The organism is Streptomyces sp. WP-1 (genome assembly GCF_030450125.1).
Taxonomy (GTDB): domain Bacteria; phylum Actinomycetota; class Actinomycetes; order Streptomycetales; family Streptomycetaceae; genus Streptomyces; species Streptomyces incarnatus.
Genome location: NZ_CP123923.1, coordinates 5,078,855 through 5,101,110 on the forward strand (window position 1 = coordinate 5,078,855; position 22,256 = coordinate 5,101,110).

The window sequence follows — 22,256 nt, forward strand, 5'->3', positions numbered from 1 at the left end:
GACCGCGCCGCGCGTCACATCCCGTGCGGCGGCGGCCATCCACCTCGCCTGGTCCCCGCTCGGGGGCCGCGAGAGACGATGGAAGGTTATTCCCATGCGAGCAACACGCACGCGGCGTCTCGTCGCGATGTCCGCCACCGGTCTGCTGCTGGCAGGCGGAGCCGCGATCGGCGCGGCGGGCACTGCCTCGGCCACCCCGTCCCACGTTCACAGCTCCTACAGCAGTGACTGGGGCGGCGGCCACGGCGGCCACGGAGACCACGGTCGAGGAGGACACGGCGGCTGGTGGGGCGACGACGATGACGACTGGGGCTACGGCGGCTACGGCGGCTACGGCCACGGAGACCACGGTGGCTATGGCGGCCACGGTGGCTACGGTGGCCATGGCGGCTACGGCGGTCATGGCGGCGGCCACGGTGGCGGCCATGGTGGCGGAGGCCACGGTGGTGGCGGCCACGGCGGCGGAGGTCACGGTCGCTGAGCCGGGTCCCGACCCGATGTGACACGATGTGCGGCCCCGCGCGCGGGGCCGCACATCCTTTGTTCCCACGCCGGTCGGCGTTCCCGGTCGACCGGGTCGCCCGGCCCTATCCCTCCAGGCCGGTCAGACCCGCCGCGGCCAGCAGATACGCGGTCATCGGGTCGTAGTGGCGCGGGCTGACCACATGGTCGTCCAGCGGCACGGCGACCTGGAGGGTGCCCTCCGCCTCCGCGAGGAACAGCGCGGGGTCGTTGCAGTCCGCGTACCCCACCGAGTCCAGGCCGTGCTGCGCGGCGTACCCCGCCCAGCCGTGGTCGGCGACCACCAGGTCGGGCAGCGGCCGTCCGGCCCGCTCAAGTCCGGTGAGAATGGCCCGCATCGGCGCGCCGGAGTGCGTGTGCCACAGCGTCGCCCCGTGCTCCAGGACGGCCACGTCCGCGAACTGCACGACGTACCCCTCGTCCGTCTGGAGCCCGTCCGGGATGACGACGATCTCGCAGCCGGCGGTGCGCAGCGCGGCGGCCGTGGCCCGGTGCACATCCAGCAGTCCGCCCGGGTGACCGGTCGCGAACAGCACCCGCTGGCGCCCCTCGGCCGCCTTGCGCAGCCGTGCCGCGAGCCGGTCCAGGCCGTCCACGGTCAGCTCCGGGTCGATGGTGTCCTGGCCGAACCGGTACTCCGGGTCGTCGTTGACCCCCACCCGCTCGGCCATCACCGCGAGCACGTCCTGCTCGTCCGCCCAGCGGTCGCCCAGCTCCAGACCGAGCCAGAAGTTGCGGTCGCCGTTGGCCAGCAGCCGGTAGTGGGAGAGGTTGTTCTCGCGGGGTGTGGCGACGTCCCCCGCGATACGGGTCCTCACCAGGTGGTCGACGAGTTGGGCGCGGCTGGGTGTCCCGGATATCGGCATGGGATCCATTGTGGGGCAGCCCGGCGCGGGCGTCCCAGGGGTTCCGCCCGCTGGGACGGGCGTCACGCCGGATCCCGTGGCCGGGCGGCCTCACAGGTGGCGCAGCGCGAACCACAACTCCATGCGTACGTCCGGGTCGTCCAGGTCGGCGCCGAGCAGCAGGGCGCCGCGGGCGATCCGCTGGCGCACGGTGTTGCGGTGCACCCCCAGGGCGACCGCCGTGCGGTCCCAACTGCCGTGCAGGGAGAGCCAGGTGCGCAGGGTGTCCACGAGCGCGGGCCGCGCGGCGAGCGGCGCGAGCAGGGCCCGGGCCCTGGCCCCCGCCTCCGCCTCGGGCACCAGTTCGGACAGGCCGGGGCGGGCGCCGTGCCGGACCAGCGGGACGCGGGTGGCGCGGGCGCGGGCCAGGGCGCGGGCCGCCTGGGCGTCGGCGGCCGGCCACCCGCCGGGTCCCGCGGGCGCGCTGACCCCGAGGGTCCAGCCGGGCACCGGGGCGGGCTCCGGGCCGGCGGGCACCAGCACCCGTACGACCTCCCCGTCGAGGTCGACCAGGGGGGAGCCCAGGGCGGTGCCGAGGGCGGCGGCGGCCACGGCGTCCGGCGCCTGCCGCTCGGGACGTGCGTGGACGACGATCCGCTCGCCGCCGCTTGTGCCGTCGCCCGTGTCGAGCAGTGGCGCGACCTCCTGCGGCGCGGCCCCGAGCAGCAGCCGTACCAGCGCGGAGGAGCGGGCGGCACCGGCCCCGCTGTGGTGCTCCCCGGTCAGCAGCGACAGCAGCACCGCGCCCACGGAGGCGATGGTGTGGTCCCCGCCCTCGCGCCGCCCGGCGGCGACCCCGAGCACGAAGCCCTCGCCGGAGCCGAGGGCGTAGGCGGACAGCTGGACGCCGTCGGCGGTGTCGGTGGCGGAGGCGGGTCGGGCGGGGGCGGTGGGTGCTTGTCCGGTCGGGCCGGTGGGCGCGGGCCCGGTCGGAGCGGTGGGCGTGGGGCCGGTCGGGCCGGTGGGCGCGAGCCCGGTCGGCGCGGCGGGCGCGGGTCTCGTCGGGGCGGCCGGGCGGACCACCGCGGCCAGGTTCCGCAGGGCCTCGGTGACGGCGGGCGCGGGATCCCGGCCGGCCGTCGCGATCCCGGTGCCGTCGGGGCCGTAGAGCACCGCGTGCCCGCCGAGCCGCTGGGCGAGCCGGCGCAGCACGGACGGCACCGGGTCGGGGCGGGCCGCCGCGGCGGCGAGGCTCTGCTGGGCCTCGGTGACCCGGCGCAGCTCGGCGAGGCGGGCCTGCGCCATCAGCTGCCACACCGCGCGGGCCACGCCCGAGAAGGTGGTCCCCGGCGGGACCTCCAGCAGCGGCAGCCCATGGCTCTCGCAGGCGGTGACCAGGGCGTCCGGCACCGTGTCGTGCACCGGGGCGAGCCCGAACCCGAGGGCGGCACCGCCCGCCGCGACGACCCGGGCCACATAGGAGTCGAAGAAGCTGTCCGGCGACGGCGCGCCGGGGAACTGCACCCCGGCCGTGAGGAGCAGCTCGCCGCCGAGGAGGTAGGGGAAGGGGTCGGCCATCTCGGAGGTGTGCGCCCAGTGGACGACGACGTCCGGGCCGGTCGGACCGGCGAGCCGGCGCAGGCCGAGATCCTCGCGGGCGAGAAGGGCGGAGAGGGGGACCGGCGGGGTCGGCGGGACGGCGGCGGCCGGGACGGCCGGGGCCGTGGGACTCGTATCGGCCCTGGTGTCGGCCCTGCTGTCGGCCATGGTGTGCACTTCTTCCACTCCAGGTCCCCTGTGTGGATAAAACGTACACTTCGTCGTGGCTGCCCGGCCACCTAGTGTCGATCCCAGGCAGTCAGGAAGCAGGAAAGAAGGAACACGCCATGAGCAGCAACGAGACGCCCCGCGGCCCCGTCGACTCCTCCCGCGTCCCCCGGTACGCCGGCCCCGCGACCTTCGCCCGGCTGCCCCGCCTGGACGAGGTCGGCACCGCCGACGTCGCCGTGGTGGGCGTGCCCTTCGACTCCGGCGTCTCCTACCGGCCCGGCGCCCGCTTCGGCGGCAACGCGATCCGCGAGGCGTCCCGGCTGCTGCGCCCCTACAACCCCGCGCAGGACGCGTCCCCCTTCGCGCTCGCGCAGGTCGCGGACGGCGGCGACATCGCGGTGAACCCGTTCAACATCAACGAGGCCGTCGACACGATCGAGGCCGCGGCGGACGACCTGCTGGGCACCGGCGCCCGCCTGATGACCCTGGGCGGTGACCACACCATCGCGCTGCCGCTGCTGCGCTCGGTGGCGAAGAAGCACGGCCCGGTCGCGCTGCTGCACTTCGACGCCCACCTGGACACCTGGGACACCTACTTCGGCGCCGAGTACACGCACGGCACGCCGTTCCGCCGCGCGGTGGAGGAGGGCATCCTCGACACCTCCGCCCTCTCGCACGTGGGCACGCGCGGCCCGCTGTACGGCAAGCAGGACCTCACCGACGACGAGAAGATGGGCTTCGGCATCGTCACCTCGGCGGACGTCTACCGCCGGGGCGCCGACGAGGTGGCCGACCAGCTCCGCCAGCGCATCGGCGACCGCCCGCTGTACATCTCCATCGACATCGACTGCCTCGACCCGGCGCACGCCCCCGGCACGGGCACGCCGGAGGCGGGCGGCATGACCTCGCGCGAGCTGCTGGAGATCCTGCGCGGACTGGCGTCCTGCAACCTGGTCTCGGCGGACGTGGTCGAGGTCGCCCCGGCCTACGACCACGCCGAGATCACGTCCGTGGCCGCCTCCCACACGGCGTACGAGCTGACCACCATCATGTCCCGCCAGATCGCGGCGGCCCGGAAGGACGCGTAACCGACGTGACGCACGACCACGACCTGGTACTCCGCCCGACCGCCGCCCAGCGGGAGGCCGCGCTGAACCCTCCCCCCGGCCGCAACGGCGGAGACCTGGTCGTGGAGACCCTGGCCGGGCTGGGCGCGACGACCGTCTTCGGCCTGCCCGGGCAGCACGCGCTCGGCGTGTTCGACGCCCTGCGCAGGTCCTCCCTGCGCTATGTGGGCCTGCGGGTGGAGAACAACGCGGGCTTCGCGGCGGACGCCTACGGCCGGATCACCGGCGAGGCCGCCCCGCTGCTGCTGTCGACCGGTCCCGGCGCGCTGACCTCCCTGGCCGCGCTCCAGGAGGCGGCCTCCGCCAGCGCCCCCGTCCTCGCGATCAGCAGCCAGGTCCCGACGGCGGGTCTGGGCGGCGGGCGCCACGGGTATCTGCATGAACTCCCCGACCAGGCCGCGTCGTTCAGGGGCGTGGTGAAGTCGGTGCACACGGCCCGCACCCAGTCCCAGATCCCCTCGGCGATCGCTCAGGCGTGGAAGTCGGCGCTGACGGCCCCGCACGGGCCGGTGTGGGTGGAGATCCCGCAGGACGTGCTGCTGGCCCCGGCGTCGCTGCCGGTGGTGACGGCGATGGACGCGACCCCGGACGACCTGGTGCCCCGCCCCGAACTGACCGCGCTCGCGGCGGAGTTGTTGTCCCATGCCGCCCGCCCGGCGATCATCGCGGGCGGCGGCGTCGTACGCTCGGACGCCTCGGGCAAGCTGCGCCGGCTGGCGGAACTCCTGGACGCCCCGGTGGTGACGACGTACGGCGGCAAGGGCGCGTTCCCCTGGGAGCACCCGCTGTCCCTCCAGTCCTGGCTGGAGGACCGGCACACCACGGACTTCCTGGAGGACGCCGACGTCCTGCTGGTGGTGGGCTCGGGCCTCGGCGAACTCTCCTCGAACTACCACACGTTCAGGCCGCGCGGCCGGGTCGTCCAGATCGAGGCGGACCTCGGGAAGCTGGAGTCGAACCATCCCGCGCTGGGCATCCACGCGGACGCCCGCCTGGCGCTCCAGGCGCTGCTGGAAACGGCGACGGAACGCCATGACCCGCAGGCCCCGGAGCGCGTCCGCGCCCTCCTCTCGCGCGTCTCGGACCGCATCGCCTCCCAGGAACTCACCCTGGAACAGTCGCTGTTGACCGCCGTCCGCCGCGCGCTGCCCGCGCGCTCCCCGTCCTTCTGGGACATGACGATCCTGTCCTACTGGGCCTGGTGCGGCTTCGACCCCCGGGGCACGAACCTGATGCACTCCTCCCAGGGCTCGGGCGGCCTCGGCTACGCCTTCCCGGCGGCCCTGGGCGCGGCGGTCGCCGACCCGGCCCACCCGGTCCTCGCGGTCTCCGGCGACGGCGGCGCCCTCTACTCCATCGCCGAACTGGCCACGGCCCGCCAGCACGACCTCCCCGTCACCTGGCTGATCGTCGACGACGGCGGCTACGGCATCCTGCGCGCATACATGACGGACGCCTTCGGCGAGCCGGCGCCGACGGCGACGGAACTGACCCGCCCGGACTACGTGGCCCTGTCGGAATCCTTCGGCGTCCCGGCGGTACGGACGACCCCGGAATCCCTGGAATCCGACCTGACCCGGGCCCTGTCGACTCCGGGCCCTTCGGTGGTCGTACTGCCCGCGATGCTGCGGATGTTCGCGCCGACGCACCTGGGACAGGGCGCGTAGCGAGCCCCGGTCACCCGGCGTAGACGCGGGCGGGGTCGAGGAGGAGTTCATTGGGCCCCATGCAATCGGCGGCCCAGGTGGCGAGCCGCGAGCCACAGGCACAGGCCAGATTGGGGCCGTTCGCACCCGAGGGTCCGCAACACCCCGCCCAGTTGTCCCCGCACGTGAAGGGGGTGAGCCGGGGCAGCGCGTCCTCCGGGTGCACGACGACACTGTCCCGCCGCCCGGCGGAGACGGTCTGCCAGTCGTGGGGCCGTATCAACTCCCGCCCTGAGCTGTGGGCTTCCGGCCGGGGCTCCTCGACGGGAACGAAGGGCGCGCCCCACGGATCCGGGTCGATGGCATGGCACCCACGAGGAACCGTGGACCGAGCCCGTCCGCTCTCCTTGTCCCGCCCGGCGTCCGGGTCCCCGACATCCGGGACGGCGGGCAGAGCCACCAGATCCCCGGTGAGCTCGGCCCCGCACTTGGAGCGGTAGAAAACGGTCACACAACATTGTCTACAGCTTGGGCCTTGTCCACGGCCCGCGCCGTATCGTCGTGTGGTCAGCACCGGTCATGGGCACATGCGGGGTGAGTCGTGTGAACGGTCAGGGCGGGCAACGGACCTCGCCGACCAGTGACTTCCGGCCGATCCGGCGACGCGGTATCGAGCGGCTCGCGCGGGCGGGGTGGGGTGAGGGTCGGTCCGTCTGGGCGGCGGATGCGGAGGGGCGGGAACTCACCGTCGACTCCGTCGAGGTGACGCACGAGCCCGCGCCGGATGCCGTCGCCGGGGTCATGGGCCTGGACGAGGCCACGGACCTCTGCGTCCGCCGCCGTCGCTTCGTGCTCGACGGCAAACCGGTCCTGCTGTCCACGTCCTACCTGCCGGCCGACCTCGTCGCGAACTCCCCGATCACCCAGCCGGACACGGGCCCCGGCGGCGTCTACGCCCGCCTCGCCGACCTCGGCCACGCCCCCGCCCGCTTCCGCGAGGAACTCCGTTCCCGGATGCCGAGCCAGGGCGAGAGCGACAGGCTCTCCCTGCCGCCCGGCGTCCCCGTGATCCAGCTCGCCCGCACGGCCTTCGACGCGGAGGGCCGGGTGGTCGAGGTGAACGAGATGGTCCTCGACTCCGCCGCGTACGTCCTGGAGTACGACTTCGAGGCGTGAGCCGCCGAGCCGGTAGCACCGGGGGCCCCGGCCCGCTCCGGACACCCGCCCTGGGAACATGTGTACAACTTCCGACCACCCCTGCGAGTCAAAGGGTCGTACGCGCCCAGCAGGGGTGCGTCCACACGTCGTTCCCAGGGGGACCCTCGATGATCCATCGCCTCAGCCGGCGCGCCCAGGCGTCGGCCGCGGTGCTCGGTGCCGCGCTGCTCATACCCACCCTCGCGGCCGCCACCCCGGCCGCCGCGACGACGCCCGCCGTGAGCTGCACGTCGGGCAAGGCCGGTCTCGCCGCCGAGCTGACCAAGGACATCACCGCGGCGCTCGCCAACCGCAAGAGCACCGTCGCCATCGGCCTGTACGACCGCAGCACCAAGACCACCTGCACCCTGCGCGGCACCACCGCGTACGACTCGGCCAGCACCGTCAAGGTCACCGTGCTCGCCACCCTGCTGTGGGACGCCAAGAAGCACAACCGGTACCTGACGAGCACCGAGGACGCGCTCGCCACCGCGATGATCACCGAGTCGGACAACGACGCCACCAGCACGCTGTGGAAGCAGCTGGGCCTGACGAAGATCAAGGGCTTCCTGGCCGCCGCCAAGATGACCAGGACCGTGCCGGGCTCGGGCGGTTACTGGGGCCTGACCCAGGAGAACGTCGCCGACGAGCAGAAGCTGCTCCAGCTGATCACCGCCAAGAACAGCGTGCTCAGCGACAACTCACGCGCCTACATCCAGCAGTTGATGGGAAGCGTCGAGGACGACCAGCGGTGGGGAACGCCCGCTGGCGCCCCGTCCACCGTCTCCGTGCACGTCAAGAACGGCTGGCTCCAGCGCTCCACGCACGGCTGGCGCGTACACAGCCTCGGCACCTTCGACGGCGCCGGCCACGACTACATGATGTCCGTGCTGACCCAGGACGACAGCACCATGGACTACGGCGTCACCACCATCCAGAACGTCGCCGAGGCCATCCACAAGGACCTCGTGCCGGCCACCGCCAGGACGGCGCGCTACGTCCCCACCGGCAGGCCGAACGAGGCGTTCGTCGCCACGCCCACACCGTAGCCACAACCTTTCAGCACGAAGTCAACACAAAGTCTCCCGCGCGTAGTTGAGTCGCCGCTACGGTGATCGACCATGCGCCTGAGACATGTCATAGCCACCGTCACCGCCGGCCTGGCGGCCGCCACCACGCTGACCGCCGCCGGGCCCGCCGTGGCCCAGCCCGCCACCCTCGGCTCCAACTCGCGGGCGGGTCAAGCCTGTTCGTCCACCGTCTCGATCGACCGCTTCTCCGACGCGCTCGACAAGACGACGTACAACGGCACCTTCGTCGGCAACTTCTCCGCCCTCGCCGTGGACCGCGACGGCTCGCTCGCCGCCCTGGAGGACCGCTCCCAGCTGTTCGACCTGGACGCCCGGACGCTCCAGCCGACGTCCGCCGTCCACCTCGCGGACGAGAACGGCGCCGACCTCGACTCCGAGGGCCTCGCCATCGACCGCGACGGCACCCGCCTCGTCACCTCCGAGGTCGAGCCCTCCATCCGGCGCTACTCCCCGGACGGCAGGATCCTCGACCGGCTCCCCGTACCGCCCTCCCTCCTCGTCGCCCCCGCGGGCCGCGCCACCTTCAACCAGACCTTCGAGGGTCTGACCCTGCTGCCCGGCGGCCACACCCTCCTCGCGTCCATGGAGGACCCGATCGCGGGCGACAGCGCCGACCTCGTCCGCTTCCAGACCTGGACCCGGACCAGGGGCGACCACTTCCGGCCGGCCGCGCAGTACGGGTACCGCATCGACGCCGGGCTCGGCGTCCCCGAGGTGCAGGCCACGCCCGACGGCCGGCTCCTCGTCCTGGAGCGCGGCTTCACCGCCGGTGTCGGCAACACCGTCCGCCTCTACCTGGCCGACCCGCGCCACGCCACGGACACCAGCGGCATCGAGAACCTCACCGGCCACAGCGGCGTCCGGCTGATCAAGAAGACGCTGCTCGCCGACATCGCCGCCTGCCCCTCCCTCGGCGCCACCGCCAGGCAGCCGCAGCCCAACCCCCTCCTCGACAACATCGAGGGCATGGTGATCACGGGCCGCGACCACACCGGCCGCCTGAAGGTCCTCCTGGTCAGCGACGACAACCAGAACCCGGCCCAGGTCACCCGCTTCTACTACCTGCGGGTACGCGCCTGACGGCCGATTGTTGCAGCGGGATGAAATCACCCCGCTCCCGCGTTGGTGCCTTCCGGAAAAGTACGACGATCGGGAGGCACCGCGTGGAACCACATCGGGCATGGGCACGGCGACTCGCGGGCTACGCCTGGCGCTACCCCAAGGACGTCCTCCTCGCCCTCGGCTCCTCGCTCGCCGGTATGGCCGTCACCGCCGTCGTCCCCCTGATCACCAAGGTGATCATCGACGATGTGATCGGCGCCCACACCCGCTCCATGGCCCCCTGGGCCGGCGCCCTCGCCGTCGCCGCGGTGCTGGTCTACGCCGCCACCTACGTCCGCCGCTTCTACGGCGGCCGGCTCGCCCTCGACGTCCAGCACGACCTGCGGACGGAGATGTACGACACGATCACCCGCCTCGACGGCCGCCGCCAGGACGAGCTGTCGACCGGGCAGGTCGTGGGCCGCGCCACCAGCGACCTCCAGCTGATCCAGGGCCTGCTCTTCATGCTCCCGATGACCATCGGGAACGTGCTGCTCTTCCTGGTCTCCCTGGTGATCATGGCGTGGCTGTCGCTGCCGCTGACCCTCGTCGCCCTCGCCGTCGCCCCCGCCCTCGGCTGGATCGCCCGGCGCAGCCGCAGCAAGCTGCACCCCGCCACCTGGTACGCCCAGGCCCAGGCCGCCGCCGTCGCCGGTGTGGTCGACGGCGCGGTGAGCGGCGTACGCGTGGTCAAGGGCTTCGGGCAGGAGGCGCAGGAGACCGGCAAGCTGCGCGAGGTCGGCCGCAAGCTGTTCGCGGGCCGGCTGCGCACCATCCGCCTGAACAGCAGGTACACCCCCGCCCTCCAGGCCGTACCGGCGCTCGGCCAGGTCGCCATGCTCGCCCTCGGCGGCTGGCTCGCGGTGCGCGGGCACATCACGCTGGGCACCTTCGTCGCGTTCTCCACCTACCTCGCCCAGCTGGTCGGCCCGGTCCGCATGCTCGCGATGGTCCTCACCGTCGGCCAGCAGGCCCGCGCCGGCACCGAGCGCGTCCTGGAGCTGATCGACACCGAGCCGACCATGAAGGACGGCACCCGGGAGCTGCCCGCCGACGCGCCCGCGACCGTCGAGTTCGACGACGTGTCGTTCGGGTACGCCGACGACACCAAGGTCCTGGACGGGCTCAGCTTCGAGATACGCCAGGGTGAGACGCTGGCCGTGGTCGGCTCCTCCGGCTCCGGCAAGTCCACCCTCTCCCTGCTCCTGCCGCGCTTCTACGACGTCACCCACGGCGCCGTCCTGATCGGCGGCCACGACGTCCGCGAGCTGACCCTCTCCTCGCTGCGCGCCGCGATCGGACTGGTCCCGGAGGACTCGTTCCTCTTCTCCGACACGGTCCGTTCCAACATCGCGTACGGCCGTCCCGACGCCACCCAGGACGAGATCGAGGCCGCCGCCCGCGCCGCCCAGGCCGACCGCTTCATCCGGGAGCTGCCCGAGGGCTACGACACCAAGGTCGGCGAGCACGGCCTCACCCTCTCCGGCGGCCAGCGCCAGCGCGTCGCCCTCGCCCGCGCCCTGCTCACCGACCCCCGCCTGCTGGTCCTGGACGACGCCACCTCCGCCGTGGACGCCCGCGTCGAACACGAGATCCACGAGGCGCTGAGGGAAGTCACGCGGGGCCGTACGGCCAGCCCCTCGCCCGACCACCACCCCTCGACGAGCGCCGGCGCGCGCACCACCTTGTTGATCGCCCACCGCCGCTCCACCCTGAACCTCGCCGACCGCATCGCCGTCCTCGACCGCGGCCGGCTCGCCGACCTCGGCACCCACGAGGAGCTCCAGCGGCGCTCCGCCCTCTACCGCAGGCTGCTGACCGACCCGGACGAGCTGGGCGGCGTCTCGCCCGGCCACACACCGCCGAACGGCGAGCCGGCCGAGGACGACACCCTGCGCGCCGAACTGGACGCCGAGTACGACGCCGAGCGCGGCGTCACCCCCCGCCTGTGGAGCGGCGACCGCGCGCCGAAGGACATGGCGCTGGCCGGCACCCCCGCCACCCCCGCGCTCCTCGCCCAGGTGGACGCCCTGCCCCCGGCCACCGACACCCCCGGCGTCGACGAGGACAAGGCGGTGCGGCCCGAGGACTCCTACGGCCTGCGCCGCCTGCTGCACGGCTTCGGGCTGCCCCTGCTGATCAGCCTGGCGCTGGTCGCCGTCGACGCGGGCGCGAGCCTGGTGCTGCCGGTGCTGATCCGGCACGGCATCGACGCGGGCGTCAGCAAGCTGGCCATCGGCGCCGTCTGGTCGGCCTCGCTGCTCGCCCTGCTGGTGGTGGCGGTGCAGTGGGCCGCGCAGATCGGCGAGACCCGGATGACCGGCCGTACCGGCGAACGCGTCCTCTACACGCTCCGGCTCAAGATCTTCGCGCACCTCCAGCGGCTCGGCCTCGACTACTACGAGCGCGAGCTGACCGGCCGGGTGATGACCCGCATGACCACCGACGTCGACGCGCTGAGCACGTTTCTGCAGACCGGCCTGGTCACCGCGTTCGTCTCGGTCGTCACCTTCTTCGGCATCATGGGCGTCCTGCTGGTGATCGACGTACAGCTCGCCCTGGTCGTCTTCACCACGCTGCCCCCGCTGATCATCGCCACCTTCTTCTTCCGCCGGGCCAGCGTGAAGGCGTACGAACTGGCCCGTGAGCGCGTCTCGTCGGTCAACGCCGACCTCCAGGAGTCGGTGTCCGGGCTGCGGATCGTGCAGGCGTTTCGCCGCGAGCAGGACGGCGGGCGGCGGTTCGCCGGGCGCAGCGACGGCTACCGCGCCGCCCGGCTGCGCGGCCAGTGGCTGATATCGATCTACTTCCCGTTCGTACAGCTGCTGTCCTCCCTCGCCGCGGCCGCCGTGCTGATCGCGGGCGCGGGCCGGGTAGAGGCCGCCACCCTCACCACCGGCGCCCTGGTCGCCTACCTCCTCTACATCGATCTCTTCTTCGCCCCCGTGCAGCAGCTGTCCCAGGTCTTCGACGGCTACCAGCAGGCCACCGTCTCCCTCGGCCGCATCCAGGAACTGCTGCGCGAGCCCACGTCCACGAAGGAGGCGGAGCAGCCGCTCGGCGTCACCGCGCTGCGCGGCGACATCGCCTTCGAGGGCGTGCGCTTCGCGTACGGCGACGACGAGGCCGCCCTCGCCGACGTCGAGCTGACGATCCCCGCCGGCCAGACGGTCGCCTTCGTCGGCGAGACCGGCGCCGGAAAGTCCACGCTGGTCAAGCTGGTGGCCCGGTTCTACGACCCGACGGCCGGGCGGGTCACCGTCGACGGCACCGATCTGCGCGACCTGGACCTGACCGCCTACCGGCACCGGCTCGGCGTCGTGCCGCAGGAGGCGTACCTGTTCCCGGGCACCGTCCGGGACGCCATCGCCTACGGCCGCCCCGACGCCACCGACGCCGAGGTGGAGGCGGCCGCGCGGGCGGTCGGCGCGCACGAGATGATCGCCACTCTCGACGGCGGCTATCTGCACGAGGTCGCCGAGCGCGGCCGCAACCTCTCGGCCGGCCAGCGCCAGCTGATCGCCCTCGCCCGCGCCGAACTGGTCGACCCGGACATCCTGCTCCTGGACGAGGCCACGGCCGCCCTCGACCTGGCCACGGAGGCCCAGGTCAACCTGGCGACCGACCGGCTGGCGGGCCGTCGTACCACGCTGGTGGTCGCCCACCGGCTGACCACCGCCGCCCGCGCCGACCGGGTGGTGGTCATGGACCACGGCCGGGTCGCCGAGGACGGCACCCACGAGGAACTGCTCGCCCTCGGCGGCCGGTACGCCGAGCTGTGGCGGACCTTCGCCGGGCGCTCCGAGCCGGAGGAGCCGGTGGGCGCGGTCCGCTGATCCGCGCGGATGACGATCGTGCAACCATCCGGCATACCCCCTGCGTCGTACATGCGTACGGCCGCCGGGGGACGGCCTGGACGCGCTTCGGGGAGGACGAACACGTGGAAAAGGGTGCGATACGCCGGCGTCTCACGCTCGGCCCGGCCCTGCTGGCCGCGGCCGGACTGCTGGCCTTCGCGGCCTCGGGCACCGCGCAGGCCGCGCCCGGCGGCTGCGCGGGGGAGCAGGTCAGAACCCTCTCCTTCGCCTCCGGCGTCACCCGCGTCTACCGGCAGGGCGACTACGTCTGCGCCATGACCCTCGCCCGCAGCCCCGGCGTCGTCCGCGCGATGTCGGTCAGCGTCCAGGCCCGCGGCAGCCGCCCGGCCAAGGACACCGGCCGCTTTCTGCACCACGCCGGGCCGGTGACCGTGCACGCCGGGCACCGCTGCGTCTGGATCCGCGGCACGGTCGGCCAGAACGGCATCAGCTCGGGCTGGATCCTCTGCTGAACCGCCGCCCGCGCCGACACGCTGGCCGCTGTGCGTTCCCTTGACGGAAAGAAACTTCCCGGATATTGGTGACTCCTTGGAAGTTTCCTTCAGCAGTTCTCCTCTGGGAAGGAGCGCACGTGCCCGACACCAGCACGGGAAGCGACACCAGCAAGAGAGGCACAGGAAACACCGGGGGCGGGGGCGGCCGGGCCCGGCTGTCCCGGCGTACCGTCCTCGCCGCGGGGGCCGGGATCACCGCCGCGCTGACCGTGCCCGCCACCGCCCGCGCCGCCACCCCCGACGAGCGCCGCCTCAAGGCCCTGATCTCCAGGATGTCGCTTCAGGAGAAGGTCGGCCAGCTCTTCGTGATGCGGGTCTACGGCGCCTCCGCCACCTCCCCCGACCAGGCCGACATCGACGCCAACCTCGATGAGCTGGGCGTGCGCACCGCGGCCGAGCTGATCCAGAAGTACCGGGTCGGCGGGATCATCTACTTCACCTGGGCCCACAACACCCAGGACCCGCACCAGATCGCGGACCTGTCCAACGGCATCCAGAAGGCCTCCCTGGACCAGCCGCGCGGCCTGCCGATGCTGATCGCCACCGACCAGGAGCACGGCGCGGTGTGCCGGGTGGGCGAGCCCGCCGCGCTCCTTCCCGGCGCCATGGCTGTCGGGGCGGGCGGGTCCGTGGCCGACGCGCGCACCCTCGGCCGGATCTCCGGCACCGAACTGCGCGCCCTCGGCATCAACCAGGACTACTCGCCCGACGCCGATGTGAACGTCAACCCGGCCAACCCGGTGATCGGGGTGCGCTCCTTCGGCGCCGACCCGGCGGCGGTCGCGGAGCTGGTCGCGGCCGAGGCGGAGGGCTACCGGTCCGCCCGGGTCGCCGCCACCGCCAAGCACTTCCCGGGGCACGGGGACACCGCCGTCGACAGCCACTACGGCTTCCCGGTGATCACGCACAGCCGGGAGCTGTGGGAGAAGCTGGACGCGGTGCCGTTCCGGTCGGCGATCGCGGCGGGCATCGACTCGATCATGACCGCGCACATCCAGTTCCCGGCCCTGGACGAGTCCGGCGACCCGGCCACCCTCTCCGAGCCCATCCTCACCGGCATCCTGCGCGGTGAACTCGGCTACGACGGCGTGGTGATCACCGACTCCCTCGGCATGGAGGGCGTGCGCACCAAGTACGGCGACGACCGGGTGCCGGTGCTCGCGCTGAAGGCCGGCGTGGACCAGCTGCTCAACCCGCCGTCCATCGACACGGCCTGGAACGCGGTCCTGAAGGCCGTCCAGGACGGCGAGCTGACCGAGGCCCGCCTCGACGAATCGATCCTGCGCATCATGCGGATGAAGTCCCGGCTGGGCCTGTTCGGCAGGGCCTTCGTGGACCGCAGGGGCGTGGACCGCCTGGTCGGCGCCAAGTCCCATCTGGCCGCGGCCGACCGGATCGCCGAGCGCACGACGACGCTGCTGGTCAACGAGGGCGCGATCCTGCCCCTCGACCGGCACCGGCAGCCCCGCCTCCTGGTGGTCGGCGCCGACCCGGACTCCCCGTCCGGTACGACGGGCCCGCCGACGGGCGTCCTGGCCGCCGCCCTCACGGAGGCGGGCTTCACCGCCACCGCGCTGCCGACCGGTACGGACCCCTCCGCGGCGGCCATCGACAAGGCGGTGGCCGCCGCCCGGGACGCGGACGCGGTGGTGGTCGCCACCTACAACGTGAGCGCGGACAGCTCCCAACGCACCCTCGTGGAACGCCTGTCGGCGACCGGCAAGCCGGTGGTGGCGCTCGCCGTGCGCAATCCGTACGACGTCGCCCAACTCCCGTCGGTGCGGGCCTTCCTGGCGTCGTACTGCTGGACCGACGTCGAACTCCGGGCCGCCGCACGGGTGATCGCGGGCCACGTCAAGCCGCGCGGCAAGCTCCCGGTGCCGGTGCAGCGGGCCGACGACCCGACGAAGATCCTGTACCCGATCGGCCACGGTCTGACGTACTAGCGCGGTCTGACGTATGAGCGCGGTCTGACGCATGAGGGCGGCCTGACGCATGAGGGCGGCCTGACGCATGAGGGCGGGCAGAGGGCCGCCGGGTCACGCCGCCTCGCCGAGCAGGCGTACGAGGTGATCGCGGCCCGCGGCGAGCAGGCCGGGCAGCGGGGCGGCCTGCTCGTACCACCGCTTCTCGTACTCCCAGCACAGCCAGCCGTCCCAGCCGCCCCGGCTGAGCACCTCCACGCACTCGGTGAGCGGCAGCACGCCCGCGCCGAGCGGCAGCGGGGTGGTGTCCTCGGCCGAGGCGATGTCCTTGACCTGCACATATCCCAGCTGCGGGGCGAGCGCCGCATACGTCTGCGCGGGCTGCTCGCCGCCCAGCCAGGTGTGCATCACATCCCACAGCGCGCCCACCTGCCGATGCCCCACCGGGCCCAGCACCCGGATGGCGTCGGCGCCGGTGCGGTGCGAGTCATGGGTCTCCAGCAGGATCCGCACCCCGAGCGCGGACGCGTCCTCGGCGGCGGTCCCGAGCCGCCGGGCGGCGATCGCGTCGGCCTCCTCACCGCCCCCCTCCCCGCCGGGGAAGACGCGGACGAAGGGCGCGCCGAGATCATGGGCGAGCCGGAGCAGCTCCCGCAGCTCGCCGAGCACGGCCGCGTCGTCACCGGGCGCGGCGATCCGCGCGTACCCGGCTACGCACAGCGGTTCGATGCCCGCACTCCTGAACTGGGCGGCGGTATCCGCGCGTTCGGCGGGGGAGAGGCCGGGGCGGACCGGTTCCTCGGGGTGGGCGCGCAGTTCGACTCCGTGGTAGCCGTGCTCGGCCGCGAGCGCCAGGACGTCCGGGACGGGCAGGCCGGGGACACCGAGAGTGGAGAACGCCAGCTTCATGGCCCGGGACCTTACTCGATACGGCAGGTACCGCCTCGTCTCGGCATAGGCCGCAATGTCATGACTTCCTTAAAGGGACCCCAGGTGTTGGCCGCGTTTTCACCACCGAGCTCTGCCGCGCCGATCGGCATGGGTAGAGAGTGTCTGCTGGTCTGGTCCACGAGAACCCTCAAGAAGGGCAATTCATGGCAGAGTTGACGCGACGCAGACTCCTGGGTTCGGCTGCCGGCGCGGTGGGCGGCGCGGCCGCCCTCTCCCTCCTCCCGCCGAGCGTACAGAAGGCGGTGGCCGCCGAACCGCCCCGGCACGGCTCCCTGCGCGACATCGAGCACGTCGTCCTGCTGATGCAGGAGAACCGGTCCTTCGACCACTACTTCGGCACGCTCTCCGGTGTACGCGGCTTCGCCGACCCGCGCGCGCGGCGGCTCGACACCGGGCGCAGCGTCTTCTACCAGCCGGACGCCGAGAACCCGAAGGGCTACCTGCTGCCCTTCCACCTCGACACCCACAAGTCCAGCGCCCAGGCCATCCCGTCCACCAGCCATGCCTGGTCCGTGCAGCACCAGGCGTGGAACGGCGGCAAGATGGACCAGTGGCTGCCCGCCCACCGCAAGGCCGACGGTGTCAACGGCCCCTATGTCATGGGGTACTACACGCGCGAGGACATCCCGTTCCAGTTCGCGCTCGCGGAGACCTTCACCGTCTGCGACAACTACTTCTGCTCGGTCCTCGGCCCCACCTGGCCCAACCGCCTGATGTGGATGACGGGTTCGATCGACCCGGGCGGCACCCAGGGCGGCCCGATCATCAGCAACACGGCCCCGACGCCGTACCGCTGGACGACGTACGCCGAGCGGCTCCAGGCGGCCGGGGTCAGCTGGAAGGTCTACCAGCAGGACGACGACTACGGCTGCAACCTGCTGGAGCAGTTCGCCACGTTCAAGAACGCCCAGCCCGGCTCCGACCTCTATGAGCGCGGGGTACGGCCGCAGCCCGAGGGCACCTTCGAGGACGACGCCCGCAACGACCGGCTGCCGGCAGTGAGCTGGATCATGCCGACCAGCTACCAGTCGGAGCACCCGGACTATCTGCCCGCCGCCGGCGCGGACTTCGTGGCGTCGAAGATCGAGGCCATCGCCGCCAACCCGAAGGTGTGGCGCAAGACGGCCTTCATCCTCAACTACGACGAGAACGACGGCCTGTTCGACCACGTCGTCCCGCCCACCCCGCCCGCCGGGACCGAGGACGAGTTCATCGGCGGCCTCCCGATCGGCGGCGGCTTCCGGGTCCCCGCCATCATCATCTCCCCCTGGACCGTGGGCGGCTGGGTCGCCACCGAGGCGTTCGACCACACCTCGGCCCTCCAGTTCCTGGAGAGCTTCACCGGGGTCGAGGAGCCGAACGTGAGCGACTGGCGGCGCGCCACCTTCGGCGACCTCACCAGCGCCTTCCGCTTCTCCCGGAGCGCCACGCGCGCGCCCCGGCTGCCCGACGACACGGCGGAGCAGCTGGAGAAGGCGAAGGAGGAGGTGGCGACGCTGCCCGCGCCGCGACTGCCCGCCGGTGACCAGACGTTCCCGCACCAGGAGCGAGGACACCGGCCGCAGGTGTGAGAGCGGGGACGGCCCGGGGCGGCGGCACTCGTTCCACCGCCCCGGCCCGTCCCGTCTCGCTTCTTGCGGTCGGTGAGGAGCCGTGGCTCGTCACCGCCCCGGCCCGTCCCGTTCCGCCTCCCGCGGTCGGCGAGGGGGTGCGGCCCGCGGGGCGTCCCGGAACACCCGGCACCGCCACGCGCCTCCGGCGCCCGGGCCGCCGTTCCGCCCCGTCGGCGGCCCTCCTCGGACGCGCAGCGCCCCCCTAGTCCCGTGCCTCTCAGCTCCGCGTCTCTCGGCCCCGCGCGTCTCTCGGCCCCCTCAGTTCCGCGCGTGCTTCTTGTCTTTACGCCCCCCAGTCCCGCGCGCCCCTCGGCTCCGTGCCCCCTAGTCCCGCGTTCCTCGGCTCCGCGTGCCTCTCGGCCCCCGCCCCCTCAGTTCCCCGCGCCCCCTGGTCCCGCGCGCCTCCCAGTCCCGCGCCCCTCGGCCCTGCGCGCCCCTCGGCCCCCGCCCCCTCGGCCCCGCCCCCCTCAGCCCCGCGCCACCCCCGTCGACCCCCTGACCACCAGTTCCCCCCGTACCTCGCCGATTCCCCCGGCCGGTGTCTCCTCGCGGCCCATGGCGATGCGTCCGGCCCGGGCGCCGGCCTCGGTCAGGGGGAGGCGGACCGTCGTCAGGCCGGGGACGATGTCCACGGCCACCGGGAGGTCGTCGAAGCCGGTGACGGACACGTCCTCGGGAACGCGCAGGCCGGCGTCCCGAAGGGCGGCGCACGCCCCGGCCGCGACGGAGTCGTTCGCGGTGACCAGGGCCGTCAACGACGCGTCCCGGTGCAGGAGTTCACGTGCGCCTTCGTACCCGGAGCGCCGGTCGAACCGGCCGTGGACGGTCCACCGAGGGTCCTCCTCGATGCCCGCCGAGGCCAGCGCGGCGCGATGCCCCTCCAGGCGGTGCCGGGTCGTCGACCGCTCCTCGGGCCCGGCGATGCACCCGAGCCGCCGATGCCCGAGCCCCACCAGATGCTCCGTCAGCGCCCGCGCCCCGCCGAGGTTGTCGAAGGTGAGCGCGACCGACCGGGCGTCCGGCACCGGAGGCCGGCCGCACAGCACCACCCGCGTGCCGCCCTCCCCGAGCTTGCGCAGCTTCGCCGCGACCGCCGCCGCGTGCGGCGCGTCCACCACCGCGCCGCCGGTGAGCACGACCGCCGCCGCCCGCTGCCGTTGCAGCAGCGTCAGGTACTTCAGCTCCTGCTCCGGCGAGCCGCCCGTGTTGCAGACCACCGCGAGCCGCTCACCGCCCGCCCGCCCCCCGGTGCCCCCGATCTCCGCCTGGATCGCGCTCGCCATGATCCCGAAGAAGGGGTCGGCGATGTCGTTGACGAGGATGCCGACCAGGTCGGACGTGGCGGCGGCCAGCGCGCTCGCGGGCCCGTTGAGGACGTAGTCCAGCTCGTCCACCGCCCGCAGCACCCGCTCACGGGTCGGCGCCGCCACCGGGTAGTTGCCGTTCAGCACCCGCGACACCGTCGCGGGGGAGACCTGGGCGCGCGCGGCCACGTCCGCCAGGGTCACGGTCATCTCGTCGTCCTCCGGTCGCGCGGCTGGTCGTCTCGTCAGGGCAGGTAGACGGCCTGAACAGCGCTTCGGTTCCCGCGTCCCGCCGGGCCGCCTCCCGGTCGGACGGGGCCCGGGACCCGGACAGGTCTTGTGCCGACCGCCGTCCTGAGGCTAGCTTCCTCCCCTGTAGAAAGCGCTTGCTATGACGATTGTCGCAGTGCCCACACGGCGCGCGGCGCCACGGAAGAGGACCCGCAGAGGGCCCGCGGAGGGGACCGACGTGACACGGAAGAGGACGGCGCGCATCGCCATGAACGGCGTGACCGGGCGCATGGGCCACCGCCAGCACCTGCTGCGCTCGATCCTCGCCCTGCGCGAGCAGGGCGGCCTCGGCCTCGGCGACGGCACCGTGCTGTGGCCGGAGCCGATCCTGCTCGGCCGCCGCGAGCACGCGCTCAGGGAGATCGCCGAACGGCACGGCCTGGAGCACGTCTCCACCGATCTCGACGCCGTGCTCGCCGACCCGTCCGTCGACATCTACTTCGACGCGCAGGTCACCGCCGCCCGTGAGGGGGCGATCAGGAGGGCGATCGCCGCGGGCAAGCACATCTACACCGAGAAGCCCACCGCCACCGGCCTCGACGGCGCCCTCGAACTCGCCCGCCTGGCACGGGAGAAGGGCGTCCGGCACGGCGTCGTCCAGGACAAGCTGTTCCTGCCGGGCCTGCTGAAGCTGAAGCGGCTCGTCGACGGCGGCTTCTTCGGCCGGATCCTGTCCGTGCGCGGCGAGTTCGGCTACTGGGTCTTCGAGGGCGACCGGCAGGACGCCCAGCGCCCCTCCTGGAACTACCGCGCCGAGGACGGCGGCGGCATCGTCGTCGACATGTTCCCGCACTGGGAGTACGTGCTGCACGAACTGTTCGGCCGCGTCACCTCCGTCCAGGCCCTGACCGCCACCCACATCCCGAGGCGCTGGGACGAGCGCGGCGAGCCGTACGACGCGACGGCCGACGACGCCGCGTACGGCCTCTTCGAGCTGGCCGGCGGCGCGATCGCGCAGATCAACTCCTCCTGGGCGGTGCGCGTCAACCGCGACGAACTGGTCGAGTTCCAGGTCGACGGCACCGAGGGCTCGGCGGTGGCGGGCCTGCGCGACTGCCGGGTCCAGCACCGCGCTACGACCCCCAAGCCGGTCTGGAACCCGGACCTCCCCGCCACCGAGAAGTTCCGCGAGCAGTGGCAGGAGGTCCCGGACAACGGGGAGTTCGACAACGGCTTCAAGGCGCAGTGGGAGCTGTTCCTGCGGCATGTGTACGCCGACGCGCCGTACCGCTGGGACCTGCTGGCCGGGGCCCGGGGCGTCCAGCTCGCCGAGCTGGGGCTGAGGTCGGCGGCGGAGGGCCGCCGCGTCGCGGTACCGGAGATCACGCTGTGACCATCCGGCTCCCCTCTCCTGACGGCGCCTCGCGGACGTACGAGCCGCGCCCCGAGCCCTTCCGGCCCACCTCCGGTACGGCCTTCACCTCCCGTACGGTCTTCTCCGCGGCCCATGTCGTCGCCGACCCGTACGCGGACGTCTCGCCCGACTCGCCCGCCGCCGTCGACTGGGACGCGACCCTCGCCTTCCGCCGCCATCTGTGGGCGCACGGCCTCGGGGTCGCCGAGGCGATGGACACCGCGCAGCGCGGGATGGGCCTGGACTGGGCGGGGGCCGCCGAGCTGATCCGGCGCAGCGCGGCCGAGGCGCGCGCGGTCGGCGGGCGCATCGCCTGCGGGGTCGGCACCGACCAGATCACCGGCGGCACCCTCGGCGACATCCGCGCCGCGTACGAGGAACAGCTCGCCGTGGTCGAGGGGTCGGGCGCCCAGCCGATCCTGATGGCCTCGCGCGCCCTGGCCGCGACGGCCACCGGGCCCGAGGACTACCAGGAGATCTACGGCCACCTGCTCCGCCAGTCCGCCGGACCGGTCGTCCTGCACTGGCTCGGCCCGATGTTCGACCCGGCGCTCGACGGCTACTGGGGTTCGGCCGACCTGGACGCCGCCACCGAGGTGTTCCTCGACGTGATCGCCGCCCACCCGGACAAGGTCGACGGCATCAAGGTCTCCCTCCTGGACGCGCGCCGGGAGGTCGAGCTGCGCCGCCGGCTGCCGCGCGGGGTGCGCTGCTACACCGGCGACGACTTCCACTACCCCGAGCTGATCGCGGGCGACGAGCGGGGCTTCAGCCATGCCCTGCTCGGCGTCTTCGACCCGCTCGCAGCGCCGGCGGCCCAGGCGGTACGGCACCTCGACACCGGGGACGTGTCCGGCTTCCGCGAACTCCTCGCCCCCACAGTGGAGTTGGCCCGCCACCTGTTCCAGCCCCCCACCCGCTTCTACAAGACCGGTGTCGTCCTCCTCGCCTGGCTGGCCGGCCACCAGACGCACTTCACGATGGTGGGCGGCCTCCAGTCGGCCCGCTCGCTCCCGCACCTGGCCCGCGCCTACGAACTCGCCGACGGACTCGGCCTGTTCCCGGATCCCGGCCTCGCCGAGGACCGCATGAAGACCCTCCTCTCCCTGTACGGAGTCCAGCAGTGACCGGTGGCGTTCTCGACCGC

At 73.3% G+C, this 22,256-nt stretch carries 16 protein-coding genes and 1 pseudogene; 12 read left to right on the forward strand and 5 right to left on the reverse strand.

The window, feature by feature from the left end; all coding sequences use genetic code 11:
* Positions 1-350 precede the first annotated feature (350 nt).
* On the forward strand, positions 351-503 hold the full coding sequence (locus QHG49_RS22360; RefSeq protein ID WP_301490926.1) for a hypothetical protein: 153 nt from the start codon (positions 351-353) through the stop codon (positions 501-503).
* A gap of 84 nt (positions 504-587) precedes the next feature.
* On the opposite strand, the gene QHG49_RS22365 is transcribed toward QHG49_RS22360, so the two are convergent.
* Both QHG49_RS22365 and QHG49_RS22370 read right to left on the reverse strand, forming a co-directional pair.
* The gene (locus QHG49_RS22365; protein WP_301490927.1) at positions 588-1,388 is read right to left on the reverse strand and encodes a phosphatase; all 801 of its coding nucleotides are present in this window, start codon (positions 1,386-1,388) and stop codon (positions 588-590) included.
* Between the two features lie 90 nt (positions 1,389-1,478).
* The gene (locus tag QHG49_RS22370; RefSeq protein ID WP_301490928.1) at positions 1,479-3,134 is read right to left on the reverse strand and encodes a PucR family transcriptional regulator; all 1,656 of its coding nucleotides are present in this window, start codon (positions 3,132-3,134) and stop codon (positions 1,479-1,481) included.
* 119 nt (positions 3,135-3,253) lie between these two features.
* Here QHG49_RS22370 and speB point away from each other — a divergent pair, with 119 nt between their 5' ends.
* A complete protein-coding gene (gene speB, locus QHG49_RS22375) occupies positions 3,254-4,225 on the forward strand; it encodes an agmatinase (RefSeq protein ID WP_301490930.1) in 972 nt (323 codons plus the stop codon).
* A gap of 5 nt (positions 4,226-4,230) precedes the next feature.
* Positions 4,231-5,931: a thiamine pyrophosphate-binding protein gene (locus tag QHG49_RS22380; protein WP_301490931.1), complete on the forward strand. Its 1,701-nt coding sequence runs from the start codon at positions 4,231-4,233 to the stop codon at positions 5,929-5,931.
* A gap of 10 nt (positions 5,932-5,941) precedes the next feature.
* On the opposite strand, the gene QHG49_RS22385 is transcribed toward QHG49_RS22380, so the two are convergent.
* The gene (locus QHG49_RS22385; protein WP_301490933.1) at positions 5,942-6,421 is read right to left on the reverse strand and encodes a hypothetical protein; all 480 of its coding nucleotides are present in this window, start codon (positions 6,419-6,421) and stop codon (positions 5,942-5,944) included.
* A 134-nt stretch (positions 6,422-6,555) separates the two neighbouring features.
* Between QHG49_RS22385 and QHG49_RS22390 the strand changes: the two are divergent.
* From QHG49_RS22390 to QHG49_RS22415, 6 genes and pseudogenes are all read left to right on the forward strand, one after another.
* A pseudogene (locus QHG49_RS22390) lies at positions 6,556-7,086 on the forward strand (GntR family transcriptional regulator); the annotation flags it as partial.
* Between the two features lie 149 nt (positions 7,087-7,235).
* Positions 7,236-8,156 carry a serine hydrolase gene (locus tag QHG49_RS22395; protein ID WP_145485383.1) on the forward strand — a complete coding sequence of 307 codons (921 nt, stop codon included), beginning with the start codon at positions 7,236-7,238 and terminating at the stop codon, positions 8,154-8,156.
* A 72-nt stretch (positions 8,157-8,228) separates the two neighbouring features.
* Positions 8,229-9,278, forward strand: a complete 1,050-nt coding sequence (locus QHG49_RS22400) for an esterase-like activity of phytase family protein (RefSeq protein ID WP_301490935.1) — start codon at positions 8,229-8,231, stop codon at positions 9,276-9,278.
* 83 nt (positions 9,279-9,361) lie between these two features.
* On the forward strand, positions 9,362-13,135 hold the full coding sequence (locus tag QHG49_RS22405; RefSeq protein WP_301490936.1) for an ABC transporter ATP-binding protein: 3,774 nt from the start codon (positions 9,362-9,364) through the stop codon (positions 13,133-13,135).
* A gap of 104 nt (positions 13,136-13,239) precedes the next feature.
* Complete coding sequence (locus QHG49_RS22410) at positions 13,240-13,629, forward strand: hypothetical protein (RefSeq protein ID WP_159701556.1); 390 nt, start codon at positions 13,240-13,242, stop codon at positions 13,627-13,629.
* Positions 13,630-13,748: 119 nt separating this feature from the next.
* A complete protein-coding gene (locus QHG49_RS22415; protein WP_370530496.1) occupies positions 13,749-15,617 on the forward strand; it encodes a glycoside hydrolase family 3 protein in 1,869 nt (622 codons plus the stop codon).
* A gap of 93 nt (positions 15,618-15,710) precedes the next feature.
* On the opposite strand, the gene QHG49_RS22420 is transcribed toward QHG49_RS22415, so the two are convergent.
* Entirely contained in the window at positions 15,711-16,505 is a 795-nt protein-coding gene (locus QHG49_RS22420; RefSeq protein WP_301490939.1) for a sugar phosphate isomerase/epimerase, read from the reverse strand.
* A gap of 185 nt (positions 16,506-16,690) precedes the next feature.
* Here QHG49_RS22420 and QHG49_RS22425 point away from each other — a divergent pair, with 185 nt between their 5' ends.
* Positions 16,691-18,118 (forward strand): alkaline phosphatase family protein, encoded by a 1,428-nt coding sequence (locus QHG49_RS22425; protein ID WP_145485389.1) that lies wholly within the window; start codon positions 16,691-16,693, stop codon positions 18,116-18,118.
* A 509-nt stretch (positions 18,119-18,627) separates the two neighbouring features.
* On the opposite strand, the gene QHG49_RS22430 is transcribed toward QHG49_RS22425, so the two are convergent.
* Positions 18,628-19,674: a LacI family DNA-binding transcriptional regulator gene (locus tag QHG49_RS22430; RefSeq protein ID WP_301490941.1), complete on the reverse strand. Its 1,047-nt coding sequence runs from the start codon at positions 19,672-19,674 to the stop codon at positions 18,628-18,630.
* 259 nt (positions 19,675-19,933) lie between these two features.
* Here QHG49_RS22430 and QHG49_RS22435 point away from each other — a divergent pair, with 259 nt between their 5' ends.
* Both QHG49_RS22435 and QHG49_RS22440 read left to right on the forward strand, forming a co-directional pair.
* A complete protein-coding gene (locus QHG49_RS22435) occupies positions 19,934-21,088 on the forward strand; it encodes a Gfo/Idh/MocA family protein (protein WP_167532229.1) in 1,155 nt (384 codons plus the stop codon).
* Complete coding sequence (locus QHG49_RS22440; protein WP_301490943.1) at positions 21,085-22,236, forward strand: dihydrodipicolinate synthase family protein; 1,152 nt, start codon at positions 21,085-21,087, stop codon at positions 22,234-22,236. Before QHG49_RS22435 ends, QHG49_RS22440 begins: the two co-directional genes overlap by 4 nt.
* Positions 22,237-22,256: the final 20 nt, after the last annotated feature.